This window comes from Limnothrix sp. HT2024 (genome assembly GCF_059138625.1).
This window is the reverse complement of the sequence record NZ_CM181121.1, coordinates 4,230,336-4,252,635: the sequence shown is the minus strand read 5'-3', so window position 1 is coordinate 4,252,635 and position 22,300 is coordinate 4,230,336. Positions and strand designations below refer to the sequence as shown.

Here is a 22,300-nt window from a genome sequence, read left to right as displayed (position 1 = left end):
TGGGGCTGATTGGTTCTGCTGATACGCCCGATTGGCCTAGCATGGGCCTCAGAGTGATCGCCCTGTCCGTCGCCGCCCGGCGCTCTCCACCGGGCCAATGGGGCCAAGTGTGTCTTGTAGGTTTCCAGATGACTGATTCGTTTAAGCGCAACCCCGCCCAGCCCTTTCAAGTGGCCAAGCCGGCCCTGGCCCCAGAGGAGGTCGATCGGCTCCTGTTGCAATTGCGGCGCAAGGAGGGTTCCTGGGTGGATTGGGGGCAAGCCTGCCAACAGCTTCAACAAAGCGGCTTGGGGCCTCAAAAAATCTTTGAAGAAACCGGCTTTGAGCCAATTCAACAAAATCAAGTGATTGTGGGGTCTCAGGTTTACCAAACCCTGCTGAAACTGGACGCGCCTGAGCCGGTGCAAGAGCACTTTGGGCGCAAGGGCAGCGATATTTTGTACGAAATGCGGGTTTTGTCCGAGGACGATCGCCTTTCAACGGCGGCCCTGGTGGTGGAACGGGGGTTGGATTTTGATGAGGCCCGCGAGGTGGTGAAAGCCTTCAAGGAATTGACCTACCTGAAACAGCAGCCGGAAGGATTTGCGGAATTACCGGGGGATGCGCTGGCCTGGCAATGTTGGCGATCGGCCCGGCAGCAAACGGATCTGCAAAGTCGATCGCGCCTGATTGCTAAGGGGTTGCGGTTTGCCCAAACGCCGGAAGCTCGGGCCCAACTGGAAAAGCTGCTGCTGGACTTTACGGTGGTGGCTCCCAAGAGCGCTCCTCGAATGCCGGTTTATCGGATCGATTCCGACGAGGAAGAGCCGCGTCTGCTGGCGGTGGCGGGTCAGTTGCCGATGCCCGTGGCGGCCTTGCGAGCTGTGCCCCTGATTGAGTCGGAAGGGCCCTTTGGCATGGTGCGGTTTTCGGGCGAGGGGGCTTGGGTGGCGCTGCCCAATTGGCAAGTATTGCGCAATGCCGAAGACCCGATCGCCCTGTTGGCCTTGCCGGAACAGTTGCCGGCCGCCCTGCCGGACGATCGCCCGGAATCGGTGATGCTGGTGATCGATCGAGCCGATCGTGCTTGGCGAGATGATGCCTTTTTTGCGGTGGCCGATGGTGACGAAAACTTGGCCTTTGAATGGTTTGACTCAGAACCCGAGCGATCGCTCCTGGGTAAGCTGATTCTCGTTTTGCGGCCCAAGAAAGGTCTCGATCAAGACTACGCCAAAGAACTCTGGCAAGTGGATGAGTAGTGGTTTTTAGCAACCACCCATGTTGTTCAGTTACTTCACAAAAACGCATCATCAAAATTCATACAAAAAGTCCGTAGCCAGCCTCAACAGCCATGCTACGGACTCAGTTCGGTTGTAAGGAAGAAACGAAGGCGAATGCTAAGTGCAGCACTCCTGAGCACAGAACGCTGATATTCAGTGCATTATCAGTGCATTAACGGTCTTGCCGCGATCGCCTAGAGGCCAAAGACCCGACTACGGCCCATTTGGTTGCCGATCGTGCTGAAGGCGTTCCCCGTGGCGTTGTTCACCGCAAAGCGACCATTCCCCATAATGCGGTTGTTGCCCGGAGCAGTGCTGGTTCCCAGATCGGGGCGAGCGCGCAAAATTGCCACAATGCCGTCCCGTCCATTGTTCTCGATCGAGTTATTGCGCAACACCGGCCGCGCTTGGTCAGAAATCACCACGCCATCCTGGTTATTGACGATCGTGTTATTCACCACCAACGGATTGGCCGTGCCCCCGATCGCCAGGCCAAAGCCCGTGGCCTGGAACCAGCTATCCCGAATTTCGCCACCGGCCGCCCGCGTCAGCGCAATGCCATTCCCCTTGTTTTCATGGAACAGGCAGTTTTGAATCATGGGCGCAGCGTTCCCGGTCACGAAAATGCCATCGCGGTGATTGCCCTTGAACACACTGCGGCGAATCACTGGGTTTGCAGACTCCACCCAAACGCCCGTACCGCGCGTGTTGCCATTGGTGACGGTGATGCCACTCAGCACGGTGTTGCGTTGCACCCGCACCGCCGCATTCTGACGAGCAAAGCTGGGGCTAATGAAGCTACCGCCCCCTTGAATGACCGTATTTTTGCCCTCGGCGGCTTCGTCACCCCGCAGGGTCACCCCTTCCGGAACCATCAGCGGGAACGTTTCCCCCGTGGTGGCGCTATAGATTCCCGGGGCCAACTGCACCACATCACCCGGCTGAGCTTGGCTGAGGGCGTAGGCAATGGTGCGGAAGGGGGCCCGCTGGCTACCGCTGGGGGCCGTGTCCGCGCCCATGGCAGGGTTCACATGCAAAATGCGGGCATTGCTGGGCAGGGTGCTGGCGATCGGCTCGGGGCCGGCGGCTCGCACCGCTTCAGCGGCCATCAGCGGCGTTGCAACACCTTGCACCATCGGCAGAGCCAACAGCAGAGCCAGAAGGGTTTGAGCCGAACGGGATTGGTAGATACCTTGGGGGCGCAGCATAGCCATAGGTCGTCTCTGATGGGGGTGTGAAAGGAGCGATTGGATTTGAATCTCGTCTCTTGGGTTCAGATTCCCTGAGCAATTGCCAAATTCCGGAAGCCCTTGGCCAGTGGTGCGATCGCCACAGTTCCCCTATTCCACTCACCCAATTGGCGCGGCGATCGATCCCCGTGCCAGCGTGGTTGGGCAATCCCGTCCCCGCCCGATCGCTTGGCCCCTTCAAAAAATGCCCCAAGCAGTTCCGGATTTCCCCTGGCAATCCAGAAGGATGAGGGTTAATCAACCGATCGCCAAATCCAGAGCGCCAGAGAGATTGATTGATCAATGACCAAGGGGCAACAGCCTTGGATCGTTCTTGGATTCCTCAGGCGATGCTGTTGCGTTTGCGGACTTCCTTGTAGGAAGTGCCAATGTTGCTAAGGCCGGCTTTCACCATTTCCCGCTCCAGCAGCGAGAAAAACCGGCTGCGATCGCTCCCACGCACCACCGCTTGGTTGTGGGCCTCGGCCAGGGCGATCGGGTAACCATAGCCCTTTTGCACCTGACTGAGAATCAAACTCAAGGCCTGGTTCAACAAGGCCCGATCGGTCGCCACCCACTCCGGCATTTCGACCCGCGCCACCTCGGTTCCCACATGCAGATAACAGAAATAGATGCGGTGGCGGCCATAGTCCTCCAGGACACGAGCGTTCGATCGCCACAGGGGCCCCCGCTCGCCCGACTCCAGCAACACCGACCAAAGGGCCGCATCCCGCAGCGGTTTCAGCCGGTTACAAGGGGCCTCATCAGCCCGCCCAGGACAGTGGGTTTTGCAATCGGGCGTGATTTGATTGCAAGTTTTGAGCCGGAAAAAGTTAGCCGCCTCGCCGCTGCGGGGAGCGCTTAGATAGCTGACGAGGGGAATGCCCGCCAATCGCAACCGTTCCCAGGCGGCCAGGATCGGCGGCAAAATTCGATCGACCGCTGTGCTCGGCATTCGATCGAGAAACCAATAGATCAGCGAGCCATCCACCATGGCCAGCGTGGGCGGTGCGTCTTTGCTGTTGCCAGTGGTGATGCTGTGGGCTAAATCCGTGCCCAAATCCGCCAGGGCTTCCGCCTCGGCCACGGTGCGCCGATGGCCCATCCAATCTTCGGTGCTGATTCCCCACTGGCGGGAAATGTAGAGGTCTTCGGGTTTGTAAAAAATTTCCGGCAAACTATCTAGCATGGGATAGCGCTTTTGGCCGTAGTGCAGGGCCACGCGCCCGGTGTTGATCAAATAGCAATAGGCGATTTCGTGGTGGCTGGGGGCAATTTGGGAACCATCGGTGGCGATCAAGCTGTGGGCGATCGGGGCGGGGCCAATGGGTTCGCGCTTGTCCAAGGGTTCGATCGGCTCGGCCGCCACAAATTCCAGGCGATCGCGCCATTGGTGAAGCTGCCCCACCCAATAGTCCTGTTCCGGCTGCACCTGGGCTAGCAACTCTTGGGCGATCGTCAGCCGTTGGCGTGCCGCCCGCGATTCCTGGGTGAGCTGTTGGCCCATGCCCTGCATTTGTTTGGAAAGCTTTACCAGATCCAGCACAGCCCGCTCTCAATTCCGTTTGAATGCTATTGATTTGAATGCTATTTAAACAATGGTTGAATCCCGCAAGAATTGCAAATTACAAATCAAGCGACGCACTACAAATTAAGTCATTAAAGATTGAGTCGTTAAATTAGGTCATTGTGATGGAAAACCTGTCAGCACTATGGTCAACGATCGCCCGAGCCATTCGAGAACAGGGCGGCGGTTCAGCGGAGTCGCCCGCAGCCCGATCGGTCGGTGGCGGTTGCATTAACCAAACCTATCGCCTGAGTTTTGGCGATGTTGCCAACGCTCCCGTTTACTTTGTCAAGCTGAATCAGGTCAGCGGTCTGGAAATGTTCGCCGCCGAAGCCGCAGCCCTCCGAGACCTAGCTGCCGCCCAAGCCATTAAAGTGCCCCAGCCCCTCTGCTATGGCCAAGCGGGCGATCGCGCCTATTTGGTTTTGGAGTGGCTGGAGCTGGGCCGTGGCAACCACGAAGCTTGGGCCCAATTGGGGCGAAATTTAGCTCAGTTGCACCGTTGGCAGCCGGTCTCCGGTCAACGGGCCTTCGGGTGGTGGCGAGGCAACACGATCGGCTCCACCCCCCAACCGAACGATTGGGCCGATGATTGGGTCACCTTTTGGACAGAACGGCGCATTGGGTTTCAGTTGCAGTTGGCCCAACGGCGTGGCGGTCATTTCCCCGAGGCCGATCGCCTGCTGGCCGCCATTCCCCGCTTGCTGAAGGGGCATCGGCCCCAACCTGCCTTGCTCCATGGGGATTTGTGGTCGGGTAATGCGGCGGTGATGGTGGATGGCACACCCGTGATCTTTGACCCGGCAACCTATTGGGGCGATCGGGAGGCCGATTTGGCCATGACTGAATTATTTGGCGGCTTTCCCAACAGCTTCTATCAAGGTTATGGTGAAGTGAATCCCCTGGAATCAGGTTATGAAATCCGCAAAGATCTTTACAATCTTTACCATATCTTGAATCACTTTAATCTATTTGGCGGTGGCTATGGTAGCCAAGCCAATGGCATGATTCATCGGCTTTTAAAAGATTGTTAATTCCTGAGGGGTTTGAAAAATCTGGGCCATGATAGGGATGCGATCCATGATTCTGGATCAGTAGCAGTCCTGAAGCAGGATTTTGAAAGATCCAAACCCAAATCACTTCACGCTAGGCAACCTCAATCAAGACTCGATAAAATTCACTGACCATCCTCCAATCATTTCATTCTCTTGGCAGAGGAGCAACTTTGCTCGGAAATCAATAGCGAAGATGAATAAATTTGGCTAGGGAAGACTGAATTTGAAAATGGCTTATGGATGATTTTTGCATCGCTTTGGCAAGCTAATTGGGCGAACTTAGAAGATGGATATTTCAGGACTCCAAAGTTAGCGCTTAATGACTCCATGGAGGCTTCATATCCCCTCGGTAGGGATTGTTTTCTGGGGCTGACCTTGTTTTTTTGGAATGGCAATCTGTTGTGTGATTAACGCTGGCTGGTTTCATGCATATTCCTGACGGTTTTGTTTCAGTGCCCGTGGCAACGGTCACATCGGCGGCCGCGATCGGGGCGATCGCCCTGTCCTTGGTGCGAACCCGATCGACCTACGGCCTCAAACAGGGGCCAATTTTGGGGCTAACCACGGCTTTCGTCTTTGCAGCTCAGATGGTGAACTTCCCTGTCACTGGCGGCACAAGCGGCCACCTGCTGGGGGGAACGCTGGCGGCCGTGTTGATGGGTAACCCCTGGGCGGGAACCCTCTCAATCACCACAGTCCTGCTGATTCAGGCGGTGTTGTTTGCCGATGGCGGCATCACAGCCCTGGGAGCCAACATTCTGAATATGGCCGTCTTGGGGGTCTGGACGGGCTGGATTTTGACCCAGGTGATTCAGCGCCTGCTCGGGGGATCCCAGCGACGGTTACCGCTCGCGGCCGGCATTGCAGCGGGGCTGAGTGTGGTGGTGGCGGCGATCGCCTGTGCGATCGAGCTGGTGCTATCCGGGACGGCGGCCTTTCAGCTCGCCGTGCCGGCCATGGCCGGAGTGCATATCCTGATTGGCTTGGGCGAAGGGATCATCACCGCTGGTGTCATTGGCTATTTGACCAAGGCCCGCCCCGATCTGCTGCCGGGAGCCAAGCCGCGCTTGGAACAGTGGCAAGGGCCGGTGATCGGCGTGCTGCTGGTGGCGGGGGTGCTGTCTTTGTTGGCATCTTCCTGGCCCGACGGCTTGGAAAAGGTGGCGGAAGATTTGGGCTTTATTCGGCTCGCGGAAGAGGTGCGAATTACCGTGCCTACGCCCTTTGCGGACTATGGCATTGAAGGATTGGGGCCTTTGGGCACAACGATTACGGGGTTGTTGGGCAGTGTGGTTTCCTTTGGTGCAGCCTTCGGGATCGCTAAGTTGGTGCAACCCAAACGAGCTGAAGAGTCGTGATTGAAATCAGCCTGAATGCCAATCGCCAATCGACATGGGGTTCGGAGCGATCGACTCCGGGCCCGGCCCTGGTGGTGTTGCGGTTGCGGTTGGCTCTGATTTGGGTGTTGGGGGCTGCTTGCTTGCGGGTGGGAGCTTGGGCCCCGTTGGCGGTCTATGGCGGCTTGGCGATCGCCTGGGTCTGCTGGTTGCGGGTTCCGGCGCGATCGCTCCTGGGTTTATTGGGGGCAGAACTGTTGTTTCTGAGCCTGGCGGCCTTGCCCCACGGTTGGGAACGGGCCAGCTTTCTGATGGTGCGATCGCTGGTTTGCCTGCTGTTGATGAATGGGGTGTTGTTGACCCTGCCGCCCCATAGTTTGGCGATCGCCCTGAAAAGTTTGCCGCTGCCGGCTGCGTTGCGAGAAACGGCTCTGTTGGCGGGGCAATACCTGGAAATTGTGATCGACGAGGTGCAACGGATGCAGCGGGCGGCCGCCTGTCGGGGGCTGTCGGGGCCGGGCGGCTGGTTGCGCTATGTCAGCGCTGCCACCATCGGATCTTTATATTTGCGTAGTCTCGATCGGGCTGAACGGGTCTATGCGGCCATGGTGGTTCGGGGCTATGGGGGAACCTTACCCCTGTTGCACCCCAGCCCGCCACACCATCGCTGGTGGCTGTGGGGCGCGGCGGTGGGGGCCGCTGGTCTGGCGATCGGCTCCTACGGTTGAGTAAGGTTCTGGCGCAAGGTTGGGGCGATTCCAGCGGGTGCTGGTTTGGCGCTTCTGCTCCCATCCCCTTAAGGTTGAGCAAGCAGGAATCAAGTTCGATCGCATGGCCGCCGCAACAGTTTCATGACCCTTTTTTCTAAATGCGAGCTTGATCGCGCTGAATTGTCGGCCGCCGTTTTGGTGCAAGATTTGCAATTTGCCTATCCCCAACAGCCGCCGGTTTTGCAGGGGATTTCCTTTGCGTTGGAGCCGGGCGATCGGGTGGCTCTGTTGGGGCCCACCGGTTGCGGCAAAAGCACCCTCTTGGAGCAACTGATTGGCCTGAAGCAACCGAGCCGGGGCGCTGTGTGGATTGGGGGAACTCGGGTGGAACCGCGCACCCTGCCCACCATTCGCCGCCGATTGGGCTTTTGTTTCCAGGATGCCAACGACCAATTGTTTATGCCGACCATCTTGGAAGATGTGATGTTTGGGCCGCTGAATTATGGCATCCCGATCGCCCAGGCCAAGAACCAAGCCAGGGAACTCTTAGCCCGTTTTGATCTGTTGGCTTTTGAGGGGCGATCGGCCCATGAACTTTCGGGGGGTCAGCGGCGGTTGGCGGCCTTGGCGGCCGTGCTGGCCCTGGAGCCGGCCATTTTGGTGTTGGATGAGCCAACCACGGGCCTCGATCCCCGGTGGCGACGCTCGCTCGCTCAGGTTTTGGAAACCTTGCCCATTCAATCGCTGATTGTGGCTTCCCATGACTTGCAATGGATTGGCAAAACCACCCATCGAGCCTTGATTTTGTCCCATGGACGGATCCGAGAAGATCGACCCACGGCGGAATTATTGGGCGATCGGGCGCTGTTGGAATCCTACGATTTGCCGCTGGATTATTAGCAAAATCATGGGCGAAATTGCGAACAACCAATATCTCGAATTATTCGGATGACTCTGCTGGATTCCCAAAAAGGTCTGACAGGGCGATCGATTCGTCGGGAAAGGCCAAGCAAGCGGCGCGATCGGCAGCGGTGAGAGTAAATTTGGTTTGATAGCCCTCGGGGCTGGGATCGCGATAGACCTCGAGTTTTCTGTGCTCCAAATCCACTAGCCAAAACTCGCCAATCCCCGATCGCGCATAGAGCGGCCCTTTGACCTCGCGATCAGATTTCAGCGTACTATCCGCTACTTCGATCAGTAGCAGGACTTCAGCAACCTCGGGCGATCGATCCTCATAGAAGTTCTCCGTTTCTTGCAAAATCATCAGATCCGGCTGAGGCTGCGAATCACCGAGGACAACGGAATTCTGCACACTGATGATTGCCCGATTTTGGATCAAGGCACAGAACTTACGATTCAGTCGATTGATGCAAGCCTGATGACGAAATCCAAGGGGCGACATTTTGACAATCATTCCTTCAATGAGTTCTGTTCGCACGTCCGGCGCGATCGCACCGGCCTCATAAATTCGCTGGTATTCCGCCACTGTGAACCGATAGGGCTGAATAGGAATAACCGGTTGTGGTGGTGCTGAGTCTGCTAATTGGATCGCTGGTTCGCTGGGCAGACAAACTTGGCTCATAGGACTCACTTCCCACTGATCCTCTAGATTCCACGATCGAACACCTTTCCAAACTATCGCAATCGATCGAGCCAGGGCAGTCAGCCGATCGCCCCGCACCAGGGCCGCGAACCGTTACAATCGAGACCGCTCTAACAAGACCCTTTAGCCCCCAAAATCATCGTGTCCGTTCGCGTTCGCCTCGCCCCTAGCCCCACCGGAAACCTCCACATCGGCACGGCCCGCACCGCCGTTTTTAACTGGCTTTATGCTCGTCGCACGGGCGGCACCTTCGTGCTGCGGATTGAAGACACCGACACCGAGCGATCGCGCCCCGAATTTGAAGCCAACATCCTCGAAGGCCTGCAATGGCTGGGCATGAACTGGGATGAAGGCCCCTTCTACCAGTCCAAGCGCAATGAGTTGTATAAGCAAGCGATCCAAACCCTGCTCGACAAGGGCTTGGCCTACCGCTGCTACACCACGCCCGAAGAATTGGACAAACTGCGCGAAGGTCAAAAAGCCCGCAACGAAGCGCCCCGCTACGACAACCGCCACCGCAACTTAACCCCCGAGCAGGAAGCTGCCTTCATTGCCGAAGGTCGCCAGCCGGTGATCCGCTTCAAAATTGACGATAAGCGGACGATCGCTTGGAACGATCGGGTGCGGGGCACGGTCACTTGGAAAGGCTTTGATCTAGGCGGCGATATGGTGGTGGCCCGCGCGGCCGGCATTGACGATGTGGGCCAACCGCTCTACAACCTGGCCGTGGTGGTCGATGACATTGATATGCAAATCACCCACGTAATCCGGGGTGAAGACCACATCGCCAACACCGCCAAGCAAATTTTGCTCTATGAAGCCCTGGGCGCAACGGTTCCCGAGTTTGCCCACACGCCGTTGATTTTGAACCGTGAAGGGCGCAAGCTCTCGAAGCGGGACGGGGCCACCTCGGTTTCGGAATTCCGCAACATGGGTTATCTGTCCGAGGCGATCGCCAACTACATGACCCTGTTGGGTTGGGCCCCGCCGGAAGGGATGGAAGAAGTCTTTTCCCTGGAGCAAGCGGCCGCTCAGTTTGAGATCGATCGCGTCAACAAGGCGGGCGCGAAGTTCGATTGGGACAAGCTGAACTGGCTGAATGCCCAATACCTGCACAAGATGCCGCCGGCCGAGCTGCTCGATCGCCTGATTCCCTACTGGCAAGGCGCGGGCTACAGCTTTGACCCCGTGGCCGATCGCCCCTGGCTGGAGGCCTTGGCCGGGTTGCTGGCCACGGCGATCGTCCGGCTCGATCAAGCGCCCGAGGCGGCCAAGCTGTTCTTTAGCGAAACCGTGGACTACACCGACGAAGCCAAGGCCCAACTGGCCCAGTCCGGCGGCGCGGAGATTTTGGCGGCCCTGGCGGAGGGACTCAGCGATCAGCCCTTGGAGCACGACGCGGCCATGGCGCTGATTAATCAGGTGGTGAAGTCCACGGGCGCGAAGAAAGGCCAGGTGATGCGCACCCTGCGGGCCACCCTGATGGGGGCGATGCAGGGGCCGGAGATGGTGCCCACTTGGTTGATCTTGAGCCAGCGCGGGTTCGATCGCGCCCGGATTGCAGCGGGCCAGGCGATCGCCCAAGGGTAGATCCCAGCAGGGTGGCAAGGGGCTGAAGCCCCTTGTCTTTGGTTCCCTGTCCACAAATGGGATGGCCCCGCAAGCCCTAAGATCTTCGGCAATAGTCTTCAGCAACAGATCTCTGGCAAGAAATCTTTGGCAAGAGATCTCCTGCAACGCTTCCATTCGCTCGATCGCGCAAGGATCGAAACCGCAACTATGGCCATTCAATCCTGGTTTCAACCCCGCCACCGTCGGCTGATTGGGCGATCGCTGGGGTTACTGGTTTGGTTCGGGGCGATCGGGCTGGCTCCCGAGTTGGCCCAAGCCAGTCCCCTCACCCTGGCCCAAGTCAGCAACAGCAGCAACAATCCCCAACTTCAGGATCTGATTGAACGGGGCGAACAGTTTGTGCAGCGGCGCGATTGGGAATCGGCCCTGGTGATCTATGAACGGGCGGCCCAGCTCGATCGGGACAATGCCCGCATCTATTCCGGGATTGGCTATGTGCAAGCCATGCGCGGCAACTTCGCGGAAGCGGCCCGGGCCTATCAACAGGCAACGGTGCTGGATCCGCGCAATGCTGAATTTTTCTATGCCCTTGGGTTCAGCTTCGCCAACACTAACGACCTGGAACCGGCCTTGGCCGCCTACTACCGCGCGGTGCAGTTGGATGAGCGCCACCTGAATGCCCATTTGGGGCTGGGAGCCGTGCTCTATCGCCAGGCCAACTACAGCGGCGCACTGCAAGCCTATCGTCAAGCTCTAACCCTGGATCCCCGGAATGCGACGGCCCAGGAGTTTGTGGGACTAACCCTCCTGAAGACCGGCGAAGTGCAACAGGCGATCGCAGCGTTGCAAGCAGCCCAAAAGCTGAATCCCCGCCGCGACAGCACCTATGTTTCGCTCGGGGTGGCCTGGTTGGCGGCCGGCAACAGCACGGAGGCCACGGCGGCTTTTGCCCAGGCGGCTCGACTGAATCCGCGAAATCCGACCGTCCATCTGCAAATTGGCAAAATTCTGCGGGAACAGGGCGATATTTCTGGAGCGCTCGCCGCCTATCAACGGGCGGTGTCGGCCGATGGCGATTCCTACGAGGCCCAAGAAGCTTTAGCGGATCTGAGTTTGGAATCGGGCGATGTGTTGGTGGCGATTATTGGCTACCGGCGGTTGGTGGAATTGCAGCCCAACACGGGCATGGCCCATTTCAAATTGGGTCGCGCGTTGGCCAAGCAAGGGCGGAATTTTGAAGCCCGGGAAGCATTCGATCGCGCGGCCGCTTTGGGGGTTCCCGATGCGATCGCCGCCCGCGATGCCCTGCCCAAGTGATGGGTGCTTAGGTCGGGTCGCCAACCGTCGCGGTCTGGGGTGGGTTCAAATTCGGGGGTTCCAACTGATCCAAAAAAGTCAAGGGATTAGCCATATTGGCGGCGAAACCCAAAATTCCCCGATCGCGGTGTTCGTAGAGCAAATTCCCGGCGCGATCGAACAAAAACGTTCCCCCCCGTTGGGTCATGTATTGGGCATCGGGAACGTAGCGATTCCAGTGGCTCAACACTTCCACCATATTTCGCAGTCGCAAGGTCGCCAGCTCAAAGGGACGCTGAAACCCACGCCCACCGGCCAGGGCAAAAAAGTCACCCTTCATCGGGGGCAGGAATTTTGTGTCGATCGTTTCGTCGTCAGCGATCAACTGCGGTGCGGCGCGATCGCCCCGGTAACCCCGAAACACCTCCGCCAGCGTGCCCGGACTGCCCAGCCCCGCACACATCAACATCAAATTCAGCCAAGCGCTTTGACCCGATCGCAAGCCCGGCCACGATCGAGTCAAGCCCCCGTATAGCCCCAATTTTCTATGGAGATCCGCCGTCGGATCGATCAACAGCGCTTCGGCGGGAAACCCCGTGTAATCACAAAATTTTTCCCCCGAGGAGCGATCGCCAATTCCCACAGCCCGCAGCACAATTTCGTGATCACGCAGGCGATCGGCCTCCCGACGCAACCACCAGGCATATTCCAAACTGTCAAAATCCCCCAATTGGGGCAGCGCGATAAACAGAATTTTGGCTGCCCGATCGCACCCGTTCAAAACAGGGACGATCGCCCCATCACTCACGCGTTCTCGCTGGTAGGTTTGCAGAATTTGGTAGCAAGAATCCATGACATTCAAGATCTTTCCAAGACTGTTGGCAAGGCTAGAATTTTTCGGACATTCTCTAGGGACAAGGGCCCGGTGCAAAGGGTGGTTCTTTCCAATTTCCTTCAATGCTAAAACGAACCCGATTGCCCGCAACTTGCACCCGTCCCATGTCAATATGGCGGACTGGCTCACCCCCTCCGACGGGAACCACCTCCACACAACTCAAAAGCCGACGCGGATAGTTGCCAGTCATGAGCCGGGCTTCGTTGGGATAAATGCCAATCGAATCTGCTAATAAATCGGTTCCGGGACGATTTCGCCGTTCTCGGATCACAAACCGCCGAATAAAAGCATCTTTAGTGCGGTTTTCTAGAATCAGAGACATGGTTGGCGGTCGATCGGGCGCATTATTCGGATCATTACTATTGCTGGGGAGCTGGGCCCGCAAAGGATTAGCCATCAGAATTAGCCCGATCGCGATCGCCCCAGAGCCTAACCAAGTTCCACGATCAATGAGCCTATTCTTCAAGATTTTGGGCTGGATTTTGGACTGCTCGCTTGGCTTTTGAGCAGTGTTTTGCTGAAGTTTCTGAATCATACCCGTTAGTTTAGTTTTCAATTGAATCTCAGAGCTTCCAAGGATATCGGAAAAGGATCTTTGAGGACTAAGAAGATGTCTGAGAAGTATCTTTCAGTACGGGCCAAGCATCAATTATCGTAGGGGTAAGGGGCTTAAGCCCCTTGTTTGCGTTGATCGCTGGAGCATACAGAGTAGCAAGTTTGGCTTTTCAGACATCCTCTAACAAAGTAAAGACAATTGCGGCGCAAGGTGATTAAGCATTTTGTCTTCATCAACTGTTCAGATCCGCAGCCTCTCGATTTTGACGTTCCAAATATCCTGTTAGTCTTCAGGCTGATCAATCGCCAGCTCATCAGTCGATGAATCCATTTCCGAAAAATCAATATTGCTATAAAGATCGGTTAATTGCAAAGTTAATTCAACAGTTTTGAGCTGAAGAGTAGATTCAGGCTTGCGGTATTCCAAAAATCGCCATTCACAATCCTCTAGTTTGATGAATTGCTCAACACGCATTTCATATTGATCAATTAGGAGATATTCCTGAAAGCTGGGAATGGTGCGGTAGGCGGCAAATTTTTCGCCCCCATCATAGTTTCGAGTGGATTTGGACAACACTTCTGCAATCAGCAAGGGATTCGTTACCGTATCTTTGCGACCCGCTTGCAGTTCGATCGGCTTGGGCAACACCATCACATCGGGATAGGTATACATCTGCCGCTCAGGAATCCACAGCCGCTGATCCGTATGAAAGATCTCATAGGGACGATTGAGCAGTGCAAATAGTAGGCGTGCGTAGAACAATCCACTAATGCGATTGTGTTGGGGGGTTCCGCCAGTCATGGGGATGATGACTCCATCTCGGTATTCGTGACGCTGATCGCTCTTGACTTCCCGATCGAGATAAGCTTCCGGGCTATAGGCTCCGAGGCTGTGGGGTTGCTTGTCCAGTTGGGCGATCATGGGCAAAATCTCTTTACTGGGGAACTGGGGCAAGCTGGCTTGGGTCGATCGCCCCGTCACTTTCCATCCTACCGTTTCGGTCTCGGCCGCGCCGCCGCCCGCCCCGATCGAACGCTAGGATAAAGAGCGCTATTTTCAATTTGCTGGCGTTTGTTGCGGTGGTTGCCCAATGGCTAGTTCTGCTAATTCTCGTCCCCATCCCGATCGCCAGCCACAGCCTCCCGAAGTCCGCGAGCGGATCCATGTGCGCGGCGCAAGGCAACATAACCTGAAAAATCTTGATTTGGAGCTGCCCCGCAATCAATTAATTGTGTTTACGGGGGTGTCGGGATCGGGAAAGTCTTCGTTGGCCTTTGACACGATTTTTGCGGAGGGCCAGCGGCGCTATGTGGAGTCCCTGAGCGCCTATGCAAGGCAGTTTTTGGGACAGGTGGATAAGCCTGATGTGGATGCGATCGAGGGGCTAAGTCCGGCCATTTCGATCGACCAAAAATCCACCAGCCACAACCCCCGATCGACCGTGGGGACGGTGACGGAAATTTATGACTATTTGCGGTTGCTCTATGGGCGGGCCGGTGAGCCACACTGTCCGATTTGCGATCGGGGGATTGCGCCCCAAGCGATCGATCAAATGTGCGATCGGGTGATGGAACTGCCCGATCGAACCCGGTTCCAAATCCTTGCGCCCGTGGTGCGTGGCAAAAAAGGAACCCACAAAAAATTGCTATCGAGTTTGGTTTCCGAAGGGTTTGCACGGGTGCGCATTGATGGGGAAGTGCGCGAACTGAGTGATGCGATCGAACTGGATAAAAACAAGTTTCACGACATTGAAATTGTGGTCGATCGGCTGATTAAAAAAGAAGGCATCCAAGAGCGCCTAGTAGACTCCTTACAAACTTGCCTCAAACATGCGGGCGGGGTGGCCGTGGTGGATATTTTGCCCGCTGCCCATGCGCCGGATTCGGGAACCCATAGCGCAACAGTCGCGAATTCAACCAATGGGGAAGCTAAGTCAGAAACGGGGACGGAATTGCCCCAATCTTTGGTCTTTTCCGAAAATTTTGCTTGCCCTGAACATGGCGCAGTGATGGAGGAGTTGTCACCGCGACTCTTTTCGTTTAATTCGCCCTATGGAGCTTGTCCCGCCTGTCACGGATTGGGATTTCTACGCACCTTTTCTCCAGAATTGGTGATTCCGGACCCCAAGTTACCGGTTTATGCGGCGGTGGCTCCTTGGTCTGATAAGGACAGTACCTATTACTTATCCTTGCTGCACAGTGTGGGGCAGGCCTTTGGGTTTGAAATTCAAACGCCTTGGAACCAACTCAGCGAAGAACAGCAGCAAATCCTACTTCACGGCACGGATAAACCGATTTGGATTGAAACGGATTCCCGATTCCGAGAACGCCAGGGCTACCACCGAAAGTATGAAGGGATCTTGCCGATTTTGGATCGACAATATCGCGAATCCACCTCTGATCAATACAAACAAAAGCTAGAGCAATATTTAGTGGATCAGGCCTGCGAAGTTTGCCAGGGTCAACGGTTGAAACCGGAGGCGCTGGCCGTGCGCTTGGGCCCCTACCGAATTATTGATTTAACCAATGTGTCGGTACGGGAAGCCTTGGCGCGGGTGCAACAACTCACGGGCAGCGTTGATGGCCGATCGCTCCTTTCGGAACGGCAACAGGCGATCGGGGCCCTGGCGCTGAAGGAGGTGGAATCGCGATTGAAGTTTCTGATCGATGTGGGGTTGGATTATTTGACCTTGGATCGATCGGCGGCGACCCTTTCCGGCGGCGAAGCCCAGCGGATCCGCCTCGCCACCCAAATTGGCGCAGGTTTGACGGGGGTGCTCTATGTGTTGGATGAACCGAGCATTGGTCTGCACCAACGGGATAACGATCGGCTGTTGGCCACCCTCACCCGGTTGCGGGACTTGGGCAACACGTTGATTGTGGTGGAGCACGATGAAGACACGATTCGGGCGGCGGATCATTTGGTGGATATTGGCCCCGGCGCGGGCATCCATGGGGGCGAAATTGTGGCCCAAGGCTCCCTGGCGGATTTGCTGAAGGCGGAAACCTCCTTAACGGGGGCCTATCTGTCCGGTCGGCGGCAAATTTGCACCCCGGCCGAGCGTCGATCGGGCAATGGCCTGAGTCTGAAAATTCTGGATGCCCACCGCAATAATTTGCAGCATGTGAGTGTGGAAGTGCCTCTGGGCAAATTTGTTTGCGTGACGGGGGTGTCGGGTTCCGGGAAGTCCACCTTGGTGAATGAGCTGCTGTTGCCCGCCATCTATCACCACTTGGGTCACAAGATTCCGTTTCCAGCGGATTTGGGGGAGATTCGCGGCCTACAACATATCGACAAGGCGATCGCGATCGACCAATCCCCGATCGGGCGCACGCCCCGCTCCAACCCCGCCACCTATACGGGCGCGTTCGACATCATTCGCGAGGTTTTTACCCAAACGATCGAAGCAAAAGCCCGGGGCTACAAGGCCGGCCAATTCTCCTTCAACGTCAAGGGCGGCCGCTGCGAGGCCTGTGGCGGACAGGGCGTGAACACGATCGAAATGAATTTCTTGCCCGATGTTTATGTGCAGTGCGAAGTCTGCAAAGGCAAGCGCTACAACCGGGAAACGCTCCAGGTGAAATACAAGGGCTACTCGATTGCCGACGTGCTGGAAATGACGATCGATGAGGCCCTGGACGTGTTCCAAAACGTGCCGAAAGCTGTCAGTCGTCTGCAAACCCTCTCCGATGTGGGCTTGGGTTACATCAAGCTCGGCCAGCCCGCCCCCACCCTTTCCGGCGGCGAAGCCCAGCGGGTGAAACTGGCCACGGAACTGGCTCGCCGCGCCACGGGCAAAACCCTGTATCTGATCGATGAGCCGACCACAGGCCTCTCGTTCTATGACGTGCATAAGCTGCTGGACGTGGTGCAACGGCTGGTGGACAAGGGCAATACGGTGCTGGCGATCGAACACAATTTGGACTTTATCCGTTGCGCCGATTGGGTGATTGATCTGGGGCCCGAAGGGGGCGATCGGGGTGGGCAAATCATCGCCACCGGCACACCGGAACAGGTGGCCGTCAATCCCGTTTCCCACACGGGACGCTATCTCAAGCTGGCCCTGGAACAACATCCTCCCAGTGGCGATGGAGGTTGAACTCTGGGGGCGATCGAACCTCCGACAGGCAGCCGCTTAGGGGCGATCGCCCAGTCGCCGCTCCCTCAAGGCAACGGCTAAACTGATTAGCAGCCTGAGAGACCCGAGGAGACTGGATTCAATGAAATATGGCATTGACATGGGCCACAACGCGGCCCCCGACACTGGCGCAGTGGGCATCAAAAAAGAAGATGACCTCACGATCGCCGTCGGCACAAGGGTGATCAGCCAACTGCAAGCCTTGGGTCATCAGGTGGTGAACTGTACCCCCAAAAGCGCCTCCAGCGTCATGGACTCGCTTTCCAAGCGTTGTGCCACCGCCAATGCCAACAATGTGGATTTATTTGTCTCCATCCACTTCAACAGCTACAACGGTCGCACCAGCGGTTCTGAAGTTTGGTACGCCAGCAATTCCGGGAAGAAATTTGCCCAACCCGTACTCACGGAAATTCTGAAGCTGGGCTATGTCAACCGTGGCATCAAAGAGGGCAATTTTTACGTGCTAGCCCATACGGATATGCCCAGCATTTTGGTGGAATGCTGCTTTGTGGACTCCGCCGATGATATGAAGCGGTTTGACCCGGACAAAATGGCGCGGGCGATCGTGGCGGGCGTGACCGGCGGCCAAACGGCCACTACGCCGCCCCCGGCCTCTAGCGACCCAGAAATTTTGAAATTGCAGCAGGCCCTCAACCGGTTGCAGGTTTACGCCACACCCACGGGCCAGCCCTTGGCCGCCGATGGCAAGCTGGGGCCCCAAACCAACCAAGCCAGACAACGCCTCAAAACCATCTTTGCCATTTCGCCTGCGGAAACGGAAGCGAGCAATCGCGCCATGTGGGAGGCGATCACGTCGATCACGGTCGATCGCGTTGTGTTGCGACCCAATCACGGCTATGGCCCGGCGGTGCGCTATTTACAATTCCGATTGAATGTTCCACCCACGGGGCTATATAGCGACGCGACGGTTAGCGCAGTGCTGGCCTACCAAAAAGCCCAAGGGTTGGCGGCTGATGGGGTGGTGGGCCCAGCCACCTGGGGCAAATTGGTTCCCTAGGCCAGGACGTTGGGCGATCGAGCAGGCTATAGTCTCCAAGGTGTTGATATTGCATGGCTATGCGTTCTACCCCTGACTGGTCACCGGAATCCGATCCCAACGAGGGGCGATCGGACGATGCGGCCCTTGAGGCGCAAGACCCGTCAACCAATAATCACAAGGCTCCAGAGAGTGCTCAAGGGATTGCTCAGGACGGTGTTCAGACTGGTGCTCAAAGCGCCCAATTGGACTCCGATGCTTCCGATGCTGAGGATGACAGCGATGGGCCCATGCGGTTCTATAACCGCTTTGAGGACTACATGGAAATCGCCGCCGCCCCGGAAATCTTCGCCAACTATTTAGATGGGCATCAGGAGTGGTTTCACCGCTGCGCTCATCCGATGCAGGTCAACCCGATCGACCAGAACAGCTATGCCATCACGATCGGGCACTTTGGCGCATTTGACTATTACGTGGAACCGAAAGTGGGACTCGAACTCCTGCCGCCGGATCAGGGCGTTTATGGCATCCGCACCGTCCCCGTGCCCGACTATGACCCACCGGGCTACGCCGTAGACTTCCAGGCCGCCATGAAACTGGTGGCGGTGGACAATCCCGACGAAGCGGCCGAGCAACCCATAAATACCCATGTCACTTGGACGCTGGATTTGCACGTGGATGTGTGGTTTCCGCGCTTTATTCGGGTTTTGCCCCAAGGATTGATTCAAAGAACGGGCGATCGACTGTTGGGGCAAATTGTCCGCCAGGTGTCTCGCCGGTTAACGGCTAAGGTACAAACGGATTTTCATGAGTCCCAAAATTTGCCGTTTCCCCAGCAATTGCAACGCAACCGCAGCTTTTTGTGATGCGTTCTTAAACTGAATTTTCACCTCTTCATACTCGTTGTTTTTGGTTGACTGGTCCCGCTGGTTGGCTAGCCTTACCAACGATCAGTGCCGCTGGCTGTTGGCTGGCTGTTTTGTGCTGGCTCGTCACTGGCAGTGCTGACTTGTCACGGAAAACTCTCGATCCTCACAGGTCAATTGCCCCTTACCCACAGGCTCAATGGCTCAATGTCTTTGGGAAGGTGTTGGCTACGCCTAGCTCGATCGCCACGACACTGACGGTAGTTACTCCGGAATTGATGCGAGTCAGAATATCAGCGAAAAGATTGTTTTTGTAGCTTGAAATACTAGACAAAAATAAGCAATCAATCTAAAGCGAGTGATGCATTGGCTACTGTGTCGATCAAAACTTGAAAGCGCCTAGACCACTTCAGGAAAATACAAAGCACGAGAGATTTTTGGTTCAAACACATTTGCGAAAGCCTTACGGAGCAAAACAAGCAGCGATTTGGCATAGGGAATGAAATTCTGATTTTTCAGATCTTCACTCTATGCTTGTTCGATCGGCTGAGAGGAATATTCAAAACTGAACTTGCATAATTCTTGAGATCTGTGTAATATTTTTTCGAGAAAATACGGTATTCCGATCTAAATATCGTATTTTGTAAAACATGGCTTCAATTCATATGCATAGACCAAGCATATGGGCCAGCCATATCGGTCAGCCCCATTCAACTGGAGCCGCCAATTAAACCAGCCACGAAATGCGCGCTTTTAAAGTTCAAAAGCGTTTGCATTCTGGCCTCATCCCCACCTTTTGATTGAACGTGAGTAGCCAACTGTGAATGTCCTTTGGTTTATTCCAACCTATGGTGATGGACGCTACTTGGGGACGAATATTGGCGGTCGTCCTTCAGACTTCGCCTATCTCAAACAGCTTGCTCAGGCGATCGATGCCCTACCGTTTTCGGGAGCACTATTACCCACAGGGCGGGCCTGCGAAGACGCATGGGTTGTTGCCTCGGCGCTCATTGCCGTAACGCAGAGAATGAAATTTTTGGTCGCCGTGCGACCTGGACTCACAATGCCGGGTGTGGCAGCACGCATGGCCGCCACGTTCGATCGCCTCTCTGGGGGCCGACTGCTGATCAATGTTGTTACCGGTGGCGACCCTGTGGAATTAGCAGGCGATGGCCTGCACTTAGCCCACGACGATCGCTACGCCCTAACTGACGAGTTTCTGACGGTTTGGCGCAAGCTACTGCTTCAGGAAACCGTAAACTTCACGGGCAACCACATTGATGTGCGCGATGGGCAGCAAGTTTTCCCACCCCTTCAGACACCTTATCCGCCCCTATGGTTTGGCGGCTCATCAACTGCTGCGCATCGGGTCGCAGCCAAACACGCAGATACCTATCTGACTTGGGGCGAACCGCCAGCCGCCGTCGCTCAAAAAATTGCTGATGTTCGACAACAGGCCGAATCCCAAGGGCGATCAATCCGGTTTGGAATTCGGCTGCATGTGGTGGTGCGAGAAACAACATCCGAAGCCTGGGCAGCCGCAGAAGACCTACTGCGTTACGTGGACGAGTCAGCAGTTGCTCGTGCACAGGCAGATTTTGCTCGCATGGATTCTGAGGGCCAACGTCGCATGACCCATCTCAATCACGGCAGTCGAGAGTCCCTGGAAATTTCTCCCAACCTCTGGGCGGGCGTTGGCCTGGTGCGTGGGGGAGCTGGAACAGCGTTGGTCGGCGATCCCGAAACCGTTGCTGAGCGCTTACAAGAATATGCGGACTTGGGCATTGATTCCTTCATTCTCTCGGGTTACCCCCACTTGGAAGAAGCCTATCGCACAGCGGAGTTGTTACTACCTCGACTCCCTCTGGCTCCCGTTGAACAACAATCAACCCAACATCTAGTCAACCCCCTGATGTTTGGCCCCTTTGGCGATGCCTCATCCCAGAGCTTGCGCGATCGTTTGCCCGCTCCCCAATCAGTATCGGTTTAGTTCATCCGTTGGCCAGCGCTAGGAACTCCAGCAAGAAATCATCATCGCCGCTTAACCAACATTGTCACTCCATCAAGTCCTCAATATGGCCAGGAGCTGAGTATGAACAGTCAAAGTAGAATTGTTCGTTTCATTGCCAAAACCTTCAAGCTTCCTAAATGGTTGCTAAGTCTTGCCCTGGTTTTCATCGTTTCCGTGGGATGCAGCAATGCAACCAAAACGGACTTGCCCAAATCCATTCGATTAGATTACGCCTATTACAATCCTGTGAGCCTTGTTCTGAAAGAAAAGGGCTGGGTTGAGTCGGAATTTGCGAAAGATAAAATCCAAGTTGAATGGGTTTTAAGTCAAGGCAGTAACAAAGCTTTGGAGTTCTTGAATGCTCGTAGCTTAGACTTTGGTTCAACGGCTGGAGCTTCTGCCCTAATTGGGAAAGCGAATGGTAATCCCATCAAGTCAATCTATACCTATTCCAAGCCCGAGTGGGTGGCATTGGTCACCAAGGGCAAGTCATCAATTCAAAGTGTTTCGGATCTCAAAGGTAAGAAGGTTGCTGCAACCCGAGGCACTGATGCCTTCATTTTCCTGCTGCGCTCCCTGGATCAAGTGGGACTGAGTGATAAAGACGTGACAATCATCCCGCTGCAACACGCAGATGGTCGTGCCGCGCTTGAAAAGGGTGACGTTGATGCTTGGGCCGGCCTAGACCCACATATGGCAAAAGCCGAATTGGAAAGTGGCGCTCGTTTGTTTTCCCGCAATCCTGAATTCAATAGCTATGGCGTGCTGAATGTTCGGGAGGAATTTGCACAACGCTATCCGCAATTGGTTGAACGTGTGCTTCAAGTCTACGAAAAAGGGCGGCAATGGGCACAGGAAAATCCGGAAGAATTGAAAGCAGTTCTTGTCAAGGAATCCAAGCTGAGTCCTGCCGTGGCTGCCAAGCAACTGGAGCGAACTGACCTTTCAAATTCAGCCATTGGTGGGCAACAGAAAAATGCCATTGTAGCAGCGGGGAGCGTCCTCAAGAAAAGTGGCATTATTCCAGAGTCAGTCAATGTCAATCAGGTTGTAGATAGCCTCATTGATCCCCAGTACATTGATCAGATTGTCAAAAAATAATTGACTGATTCCGAGAGTTGGCTTGACTGAGCTGCTGAGTAATCAATTAACAGCGGCAAGCAAGTCAACTCTGAAACCAGACTGGTCAGGCAAATCCGGAAATATGAA

At 55.8% G+C, this 22,300-nt stretch carries 19 protein-coding genes; 13 read left to right on the top strand and 6 right to left on the bottom strand.

Annotation, left to right across the window (positions count from 1 at the left end; all coding sequences use genetic code 11):
* Positions 1–128: 128 nt before the first annotated feature.
* Positions 129–1,238 carry a RuBisCO accumulation factor 1 gene (locus AC2IAX_RS17485; protein WP_494388585.1) on the top strand — a complete coding sequence of 370 codons (1,110 nt, stop codon included), beginning with the start codon at positions 129–131 and terminating at the stop codon, positions 1,236–1,238.
* Between the two features lie 215 nt (positions 1,239–1,453).
* On the opposite strand, the gene AC2IAX_RS17480 is transcribed toward AC2IAX_RS17485, so the two are convergent.
* On the bottom strand, positions 1,454–2,473 hold the full coding sequence (locus AC2IAX_RS17480) for a DUF1565 domain-containing protein (protein ID WP_494388584.1): 1,020 nt from the start codon (positions 2,471–2,473) through the stop codon (positions 1,454–1,456).
* 53 nt (positions 2,474–2,526) lie between these two features.
* On the opposite strand from AC2IAX_RS17480, the gene AC2IAX_RS17475 reads away from it, so the two are divergent.
* Positions 2,527–2,739: a hypothetical protein gene (locus AC2IAX_RS17475; RefSeq protein WP_494388583.1), complete on the top strand. Its 213-nt coding sequence runs from the start codon at positions 2,527–2,529 to the stop codon at positions 2,737–2,739.
* A gap of 92 nt (positions 2,740–2,831) precedes the next feature.
* Here AC2IAX_RS17475 and AC2IAX_RS17470 read toward each other — a convergent pair whose 3' ends face one another.
* Positions 2,832–4,034 carry a DNA double-strand break repair nuclease NurA gene (locus tag AC2IAX_RS17470; protein WP_494388582.1) on the bottom strand — a complete coding sequence of 401 codons (1,203 nt, stop codon included), beginning with the start codon at positions 4,032–4,034 and terminating at the stop codon, positions 2,832–2,834.
* A 146-nt stretch (positions 4,035–4,180) separates the two neighbouring features.
* On the opposite strand from AC2IAX_RS17470, the gene AC2IAX_RS17465 reads away from it, so the two are divergent.
* From AC2IAX_RS17465 to AC2IAX_RS17450, 4 genes are all read left to right on the top strand, one after another.
* Entirely contained in the window at positions 4,181–5,089 is a 909-nt protein-coding gene (locus AC2IAX_RS17465; RefSeq protein ID WP_494388581.1) for a fructosamine kinase family protein, read from the top strand.
* 446 nt (positions 5,090–5,535) lie between these two features.
* Complete coding sequence (locus tag AC2IAX_RS17460) at positions 5,536–6,468, top strand: energy-coupling factor ABC transporter permease (protein ID WP_494388580.1); 933 nt, start codon at positions 5,536–5,538, stop codon at positions 6,466–6,468.
* 68 nt (positions 6,469–6,536) lie between these two features.
* The gene (locus AC2IAX_RS17455; protein ID WP_494390432.1) at positions 6,537–7,175 is read left to right on the top strand and encodes an energy-coupling factor transporter transmembrane component T family protein; all 639 of its coding nucleotides are present in this window, start codon (positions 6,537–6,539) and stop codon (positions 7,173–7,175) included.
* Positions 7,176–7,298: 123 nt separating this feature from the next.
* Positions 7,299–8,057 carry an energy-coupling factor ABC transporter ATP-binding protein gene (locus AC2IAX_RS17450; protein ID WP_494388579.1) on the top strand — a complete coding sequence of 253 codons (759 nt, stop codon included), beginning with the start codon at positions 7,299–7,301 and terminating at the stop codon, positions 8,055–8,057.
* A gap of 40 nt (positions 8,058–8,097) precedes the next feature.
* Here the strand turns inward: AC2IAX_RS17450 and AC2IAX_RS17445 are convergent, their stop codons facing one another.
* Positions 8,098–8,739, bottom strand: a complete 642-nt coding sequence (locus tag AC2IAX_RS17445; RefSeq protein ID WP_494388578.1) for a Uma2 family endonuclease — start codon at positions 8,737–8,739, stop codon at positions 8,098–8,100.
* Positions 8,740–8,901: 162 nt separating this feature from the next.
* Between AC2IAX_RS17445 and gltX the strand changes: the two genes are divergently transcribed.
* Both gltX and AC2IAX_RS17435 read left to right on the top strand, forming a co-directional pair.
* Complete coding sequence (gltX, locus tag AC2IAX_RS17440; RefSeq protein ID WP_494388577.1) at positions 8,902–10,350, top strand: glutamate--tRNA ligase; 1,449 nt, start codon at positions 8,902–8,904, stop codon at positions 10,348–10,350.
* A 189-nt stretch (positions 10,351–10,539) separates the two neighbouring features.
* Complete coding sequence (locus AC2IAX_RS17435; protein WP_494388576.1) at positions 10,540–11,649, top strand: tetratricopeptide repeat protein; 1,110 nt, start codon at positions 10,540–10,542, stop codon at positions 11,647–11,649.
* 7 nt (positions 11,650–11,656) lie between these two features.
* Here the strand turns inward: AC2IAX_RS17435 and AC2IAX_RS17430 are convergent, their stop codons facing one another.
* The 3 genes from AC2IAX_RS17430 to AC2IAX_RS17420 form a co-directional block, all read right to left on the bottom strand.
* Positions 11,657–12,481, bottom strand: coding sequence for a peroxiredoxin-like family protein (locus tag AC2IAX_RS17430; protein ID WP_494388575.1), 825 nt, complete (start codon positions 12,479–12,481; stop codon positions 11,657–11,659).
* Positions 12,482–12,536: 55 nt separating this feature from the next.
* Positions 12,537–12,989, bottom strand: coding sequence for a hypothetical protein (locus tag AC2IAX_RS17425; RefSeq protein ID WP_494388574.1), 453 nt, complete (start codon positions 12,987–12,989; stop codon positions 12,537–12,539).
* A 372-nt stretch (positions 12,990–13,361) separates the two neighbouring features.
* The gene (locus AC2IAX_RS17420) at positions 13,362–14,000 is read right to left on the bottom strand and encodes a Uma2 family endonuclease (protein WP_494388573.1); all 639 of its coding nucleotides are present in this window, start codon (positions 13,998–14,000) and stop codon (positions 13,362–13,364) included.
* 169 nt (positions 14,001–14,169) lie between these two features.
* On the opposite strand from AC2IAX_RS17420, the gene uvrA reads away from it, so the two are divergent.
* The 5 genes from uvrA to AC2IAX_RS17395 all read left to right on the top strand — a co-directional run bounded on the left by uvrA (position 14,170) and on the right by AC2IAX_RS17395 (position 22,192).
* On the top strand, positions 14,170–17,178 hold the full coding sequence (gene uvrA / locus AC2IAX_RS17415) for an excinuclease ABC subunit UvrA (RefSeq protein ID WP_494388572.1): 3,009 nt from the start codon (positions 14,170–14,172) through the stop codon (positions 17,176–17,178).
* Positions 17,179–17,299: 121 nt separating this feature from the next.
* The gene (locus AC2IAX_RS17410; RefSeq protein ID WP_494388571.1) at positions 17,300–18,235 is read left to right on the top strand and encodes an N-acetylmuramoyl-L-alanine amidase; all 936 of its coding nucleotides are present in this window, start codon (positions 17,300–17,302) and stop codon (positions 18,233–18,235) included.
* Between the two features lie 53 nt (positions 18,236–18,288).
* Positions 18,289–19,080 carry a DUF1997 domain-containing protein gene (locus AC2IAX_RS17405; RefSeq protein WP_494388570.1) on the top strand — a complete coding sequence of 264 codons (792 nt, stop codon included), beginning with the start codon at positions 18,289–18,291 and terminating at the stop codon, positions 19,078–19,080.
* 820 nt (positions 19,081–19,900) lie between these two features.
* Positions 19,901–21,070, top strand: coding sequence for an FMNH2-dependent alkanesulfonate monooxygenase (ssuD, locus tag AC2IAX_RS17400; RefSeq protein WP_494388569.1), 1,170 nt, complete (start codon positions 19,901–19,903; stop codon positions 21,068–21,070).
* A 102-nt stretch (positions 21,071–21,172) separates the two neighbouring features.
* Positions 21,173–22,192, top strand: coding sequence for an aliphatic sulfonate ABC transporter substrate-binding protein (locus AC2IAX_RS17395; RefSeq protein WP_494388568.1), 1,020 nt, complete (start codon positions 21,173–21,175; stop codon positions 22,190–22,192).
* Positions 22,193–22,300 lie beyond the last annotated feature (108 nt).

Coding starts and splice junctions, on each gene's coding strand:
- AC2IAX_RS17485 (WP_494388585.1), top strand. CDS start 129: ATGACTGATTCGTTTAAGCGCAACCCCGCCCAGCCCTTTCAAGTGGCC.
- AC2IAX_RS17480 (WP_494388584.1), bottom strand. CDS start 2,473: ATGGCTATGCTGCGCCCCCAAGGTATCTACCAATCCCGTTCGGCTCAA.
- AC2IAX_RS17465 (WP_494388581.1), top strand. CDS start 4,181: ATGGAAAACCTGTCAGCACTATGGTCAACGATCGCCCGAGCCATTCGA.
- AC2IAX_RS17460 (WP_494388580.1), top strand. CDS start 5,536: ATGCATATTCCTGACGGTTTTGTTTCAGTGCCCGTGGCAACGGTCACA.
- AC2IAX_RS17450 (WP_494388579.1), top strand. CDS start 7,299: ATGACCCTTTTTTCTAAATGCGAGCTTGATCGCGCTGAATTGTCGGCC.
- AC2IAX_RS17445 (WP_494388578.1), bottom strand. CDS start 8,739: ATGAGCCAAGTTTGTCTGCCCAGCGAACCAGCGATCCAATTAGCAGAC.
- AC2IAX_RS17435 (WP_494388576.1), top strand. CDS start 10,540: ATGGCCATTCAATCCTGGTTTCAACCCCGCCACCGTCGGCTGATTGGG.
- AC2IAX_RS17430 (WP_494388575.1), bottom strand. CDS start 12,481: ATGGATTCTTGCTACCAAATTCTGCAAACCTACCAGCGAGAACGCGTG.
- AC2IAX_RS17420 (WP_494388573.1), bottom strand. CDS start 14,000: ATGATCGCCCAACTGGACAAGCAACCCCACAGCCTCGGAGCCTATAGC.
- uvrA (WP_494388572.1), top strand. CDS start 14,170: ATGGCTAGTTCTGCTAATTCTCGTCCCCATCCCGATCGCCAGCCACAG.
- AC2IAX_RS17410 (WP_494388571.1), top strand. CDS start 17,300: ATGAAATATGGCATTGACATGGGCCACAACGCGGCCCCCGACACTGGC.
- AC2IAX_RS17405 (WP_494388570.1), top strand. CDS start 18,289: ATGGCTATGCGTTCTACCCCTGACTGGTCACCGGAATCCGATCCCAAC.
- AC2IAX_RS17395 (WP_494388568.1), top strand. CDS start 21,173: ATGAACAGTCAAAGTAGAATTGTTCGTTTCATTGCCAAAACCTTCAAG.